Annotated in this window: 3 protein-coding genes; 1 reads left to right on the top strand and 2 read right to left on the bottom strand. The window is 67.0% G+C overall.

Features of this window, described 5'->3' with window-relative positions:
• Window positions 1–91: 91 nt before the first annotated feature.
• On the bottom strand, window positions 92–1174 hold the full coding sequence (locus tag ACFXGX_RS08705; RefSeq protein ID WP_384786723.1) for an inositol-3-phosphate synthase: 1083 nt from the start codon (window positions 1172–1174) through the stop codon (window positions 92–94).
• Between the two features lie 44 nt (window positions 1175–1218).
• Window positions 1219–1902 carry a PadR family transcriptional regulator gene (locus ACFXGX_RS08700; RefSeq protein WP_384786720.1) on the bottom strand — a complete coding sequence of 228 codons (684 nt, stop codon included), beginning with the start codon at window positions 1900–1902 and terminating at the stop codon, window positions 1219–1221.
• 374 nt (window positions 1903–2276) lie between these two features.
• Here ACFXGX_RS08700 and ACFXGX_RS08695 point away from each other — a divergent pair, with 374 nt between their 5' ends.
• Window positions 2277–5030 (top strand): transglycosylase domain-containing protein, encoded by a 2754-nt coding sequence (locus tag ACFXGX_RS08695; RefSeq protein WP_384786717.1) that lies wholly within the window; start codon window positions 2277–2279, stop codon window positions 5028–5030.
• Window positions 5031–5120 lie beyond the last annotated feature (90 nt).

Below are 5120 nucleotides of genomic sequence, written 5' to 3'. Positions count from 1 at the left end.
GCGCCGCCGGGCTCCCCCACCCACCCCCGCGGGGCGCCCCCGCCCTCACCCGCCCCCCCCCCCCTCCTCAGCAGCGAGCACGGAATCGTGCTTAGCGCTCGACCTCGCCCTTGATGAACTTCTCGACGTTGGCGAAGGCCTCGTCGTCGAAGTACTGGACCGGCGGGGACTTCATGAAGTAGCTCGACGCGGAGAGGATCGGGCCGCCGATACCGCGGTCCTTGGCGATCTTCGCGGCGCGCACGGCGTCGATGATGACACCGGCCGAGTTCGGGGAGTCCCAGACCTCGAGCTTGTACTCCAGGTTCAACGGGACGTCGCCGAAGGCACGGCCCTCGAGGCGGACGTACGCCCACTTGCGGTCGTCGAGCCAGGCCACGTAGTCCGAGGGACCGATGTGGACGTTCTTCTCGCCCAGCTCACGGTCGGGGATCTGCGAGGTGACGGCCTGCGTCTTCGAGATCTTCTTGGACTCGAGGCGGTCGCGCTCCAGCATGTTCTTGAAGTCCATGTTGCCGCCGACGTTGAGCTGCATGGTGCGCTCAAGACGGACACCGCGGTCCTCGAACAGCTTCGCCATCACACGGTGCGTGATGGTCGCGCCGACCTGCGACTTGATGTCGTCGCCGACGATCGGGACGCCCGCCTCGGTGAACTTGTCCGCCCACTCCTTGGTGCCGGCGATGAAGACCGGGAGAGCGTTGACGAAGGCGACCTTGGCGTCGATGGCGCACTGGGCGTAGAACTTCGCCGCGGCCTCGGAACCGACGGGCAGGTAGCAGACGAGGACGTCGACCTGCTGGTCCTTCAGGACCTGGACCACGTCGACCGCGGCCTCCGCGGACTCCTCGATGGTCAGGCGGTAGTACTTACCGAGACCGTCCAGGGTGTGACCGCGCTGGACCGTGACGCCCTTGTTCGGGACGTCGCAGATCTTGATGGTGTTGTTCTCGCTGGCACCGATGGCGTCGGAGAGGTCGAGGCCGACCTTCTTCGCGTCGACGTCGAACGCGGCGACGAACTCGACGTCACCGACGTGGTAGTCGCCGAACTGGACGTGCATCAGGCCGGGCACCTTGGCCGCCGGGTCGGCGTCCTTGTAGTACTCGACGCCCTGAACCAGCGAGGCGGCGCAGTTGCCTACGCCGACGATGGCTACGCGAACCGAACCCATTCCGGTTGCTCCCTGTGTCTATCGGTGAAACCCCGAGCGGGGTCTCACGTGGCGGTGTCGTCGGACGGATCCGGCCGGGGGCTGTCCCGGTGCCGGGGCAGGCCGCCCGTCTCTCCAGATGATTTGTCCTGCTGAGCGGAGCCTTCGAGGCCGGGACGCTTGACGTCCCGGCCGGCCCGCTCACTCTCGATGAGCTCATTCAGCCAGCGCACTTCGCGCTCCACGGACTCCATTCCGTGGCGCTGGAGCTCAAGCGTGTAGTCGTCGAGGCGCTCCCGGGTGCGCGCCAGCGAGGCGCGCATCTTCTCGAGGCGCTCCTCCAGACGGCTGCGGCGACCTTCCAGTACGCGCATGCGTACATCGCGTGACGTCTGCCCGAAGAAGGCGAAGCGAGCAGCGAAGTGCTCGTCCTCGTACGCGTCGGGACCCGTCTGCGCGAGAAGCTCCTCGAAGTGATCCTTACCTTCCGCCGTCAATCGGTAGACGATCTTGGCGCGACGCCCCGCGAGTGTTGCCGACAGGGCGTCTTCGGGTGTGGATCCCTCTTCCTCGATCAACCAGCCGTTGGCGACCAGCGTCTTGAGGCAGGGGTAGAGCGTTCCGTAACTGAAGGCACGGAACACACCCAGTGACGTATTGAGTCGTTTGCGCAGCTCGTAGCCGTGCATCGGAGACTCGCGGAGCAGGCCGAGTACGGCGAACTCGAGGATCCCGGCACGCCGGCTCATCGTCGCCTCCTCCCTGTCGCTGACTCGTCGGCACGGTCTTTATGCCGCGCTGATGTATCGACTCGATACATCAGCACGATAGAACGACCCTGCGGATGCGACAAGAGGGAGCAGAGTGAACGGCGTCACATCACCGATTCATACGAAGCAAGTTGCCTGATTTGGGGTGAACTTCGACGCTAGGTGGGTTTTGACGGTGCGTAGTCTGTGCGCGATGGACACCACCGGGAACCGAGTGACGTCTGAGAACGTCAACGTCTTTGGTGCAGTACGGGTGAATGCGCAATCGACCGCATCCGTACTTCGGGGGGACCGGAAACCAGCCGCCGTTTCCAGGCGCGCAAAGGTGCGCCTGCCCGAGGAGTAATCGTTCGATGAGCGAGCACCGTCGCAAACCGCCGCAGCCGCAGGGCGGCGGACGTGCCGCGGCCCGGCGCGGCCAGCCACAGGCAGGCCCGTCCGCAGGCCGCCGCGAGGCACCGCGAGACGCCACCGGGTCTCCTTCCGCTCCGTATGGCCCGGGAGGTGAAGAGAGCCCGTTCGGCAGCCGTGCCGAGGCGCGGCGTGCCACGCAGCACGGAGGCGGCGCAAGCCGGCGCAGAGCCGCCGACGGCGCGGGTCACGGCGGCGGCCCCGGTGGAGGGGGCGGCCGACGCGGTGGTCCCCAGGGCCCGGGCGGTCCCGGACGCGGCCGCGGCCGCGCTCCAGAGCCCGCCAAGAAACGCATCATCGACTACCCGCGCGCGGGCCGGTACGGCGCCGCGCGCTGGGTGCCGTCCTGGAAGCTCGTGACGGGCCTGTTCATCGGGTTCTGCGGCAGCATGGTCGCGGCCGCCGGTGTCGGGTACGCCCTCGTGGGCATCCCGGACATCGGCAAGACCGCCAAGGCGCAGAACAACGTCTACTACTGGGCCGACGGCAGCGAGATGGTCGCCACGGGTGGTGAGGCCAACCGTCAGATCATCAGCTACGCGCAGATCCCCAAGGAGATGCGGTGGGCGGTGATGTCGGCCGAGAACAAGACGTTCGAGACCGACAGCGGCGTCGACCCGACGGGTATCGCCCGCGCCTTCGTGAACATGGCCAAGGGCGGTCAGACGCAGGGTGGCTCCACCATCACCCAGCAGTACGTGAAGAACGCGATGCTGGAGGACCAGTCGCAGACGGTCTCCCGCAAGCTCAAGGAGCTGTTCGTCTCCATCAAGGTCGGCGCCAAGGTTCCCAAGGAACAGATCATGGCGGGCTACCTGAACTCCGCGTACTACGGGCGCAACGCCTACGGCATCCAGGCCGCGGCCCACGCCTACTTCAACAAGGACGCCACCGACCTGAACCCGAGCCAGTGCGCGTTCCTGGCCGCGGTGCTCAAGGGCGCCACGTACTACGACCCCGCGGGCGCCGAGTCGATCGACCCGGTCAACGCCACGCAGGAGAAGAACCGCAAGCGTGCCGAGGAACGCTGGGGGTGGATCCTCGACGAAGAGGTCAAGGACGGCCGTCTGGACGCGGCCACGCGCGCCCAGTACAGGAAGTTCCCCGCGATCCAGTCTCCGCGGTCGAACGCCGCGCTCGGCGGACAGGTCGGCTACCTGGTCGACCTGGTCAACTCGTACCTGGTCAAGAACAGCGACGACACCGGGATCACCGAGACCAAGCTCCGTCAGGGCGGCTATCAGATTCACACGACCTTCGAGAAGAAGAAGGTCGACGCGCTCGAGGCCGCGGTGAAGAAGGTGCAGAAGGCCAACATCAAGCCCAAGCTGCGCCCGAAGAACGACAAGTACGTCCAGTTCGGCGGGGCGTCCGTTGACCCGAAGACCGGTGCGATCGTGGCCATCTACGGCGGTGAGGACGCGACCAAGCACTTCACCGACAACGCCGACCAGACCGGCGCCCAGGTGGGTTCGACGTTCAAGCCGTTCGTGCTGGCCGCGGCCATGTCCTGGGGTGTCCGGGATCCCGACGGGGGCCCGGAGCAGGCTCAGGACGAGCGTACGAAGGTCTCTCCGAAGAGCTTCTACAGCGGCAAGAACAAGCTCAAGATCAAGGACTACAACGGAACCGACTGGACGGACGACAAGGGCAAGGAGTGGCTGCAGACGAACGACGGCGGCCAGTCCCTCAACCCGCCCACGTACAAGATCGACCTGCGTGAGGCCATGCGCGAGTCCGTCAACTCCGCCTATGTCCAGCTCGGCATGGACGTGGGTCTGGACAAGGTGAAGGACGCCGTCCTGCGCGCGGGCATCAAGGAGTCGAGCCTCGCCAGCTCCAGGTTCCCGTCGTTCTCCCTGGGCACCTCCTCCCCGAGCGCGATCCGTATGGCCGGGGCGTACGCCACCTTCGCGGCCAGCGGCCAGCAGCGGGACCCGTACTCGGTGGAGAAGGTGACCAGCAAGGACGGCACCGTCTTCCAGCACGACAAGATCGCGAAGGATGTGGAGGCCTTCACCCCCGCGGTCGCCGACAACGTCACCGACGTCCTGAAGACCGTGGTCGAGAAGGGCACCGGTACCAACGCCCAGCTCCAGGGCCGCGAGGTGGCCGGCAAGACCGGTACCACCGACGGCAACAAGTCCGCCTGGTTCGTCGGCTACACCCCACAGCTCTCCACGTCGATCGGCATGTACCGCCTGGACGACGACGAGACCAAGAAGCACCGCGAGTTCCTGCAGATGTACGGCACGGGTGGCGAGAAGACCATCCACGGTGCCTCGTTCCCGTCCCAGATCTGGCGGGACTACATGGAGGTGGCCCTCAAGGGGGAGAAGGCGGAGTCCTTCCCGGTGCCCGAGGAGATCGGTACGGTCCTCAACGACACCCCGAGCCCGACGCCGACGCCCTCGGCCACCGAGAGCGCGACGGAGAGCCCGAGCCCGACCCCGAGCGCGACGCTGACGTCTCCCACGCCCTCGGCGACGGAGACCTGCCGGAAGTTCGACTTCAACTGCAACAACAACGGCGGGACGGACACCGGCGGCACCGACACCGGTGGCACGGACACCGGCGGGACCGATACCGGCGGCACGGACGGTGGTGTGAGCACCTCACCATCGGCCACCGCCACGACCGGTACCACCAGAGGAAACGGCAACGGCAACGGAGGCCTCTTCGGAGGCTCCGGCTGACGGTCGCCGACCACCCTTGGCTCGGGGGCGGGGCGGGGCGGGTCGGGGGCGTGGCGCTGGGTGTGGGGTGTGCTCGACCAGCCCCGAGCC

The organism is Streptomyces sp. NPDC059371 (assembly GCF_042751995.1).
GTDB lineage: Bacteria > Actinomycetota > Actinomycetes > Streptomycetales > Streptomycetaceae > Streptomyces.
The sequence above is the reverse complement of the archived record's forward strand: the minus strand, read 5'-3'. Positions and strand labels throughout refer to the sequence as shown.

Excerpts from the sequence above, each read along its gene's own strand:
- ACFXGX_RS08705 (WP_384786723.1), bottom strand. The coding sequence starts at position 1,174 with ATGGGTTCGGTTCGCGTAGCCATCGTCGGCGTAGGCAACTGCGCCGCC.
- ACFXGX_RS08700 (WP_384786720.1), bottom strand. The coding sequence starts at position 1,902 with ATGAGCCGGCGTGCCGGGATCCTCGAGTTCGCCGTACTCGGCCTGCTC.
- ACFXGX_RS08695 (WP_384786717.1), top strand. The coding sequence starts at position 2,277 with ATGAGCGAGCACCGTCGCAAACCGCCGCAGCCGCAGGGCGGCGGACGT.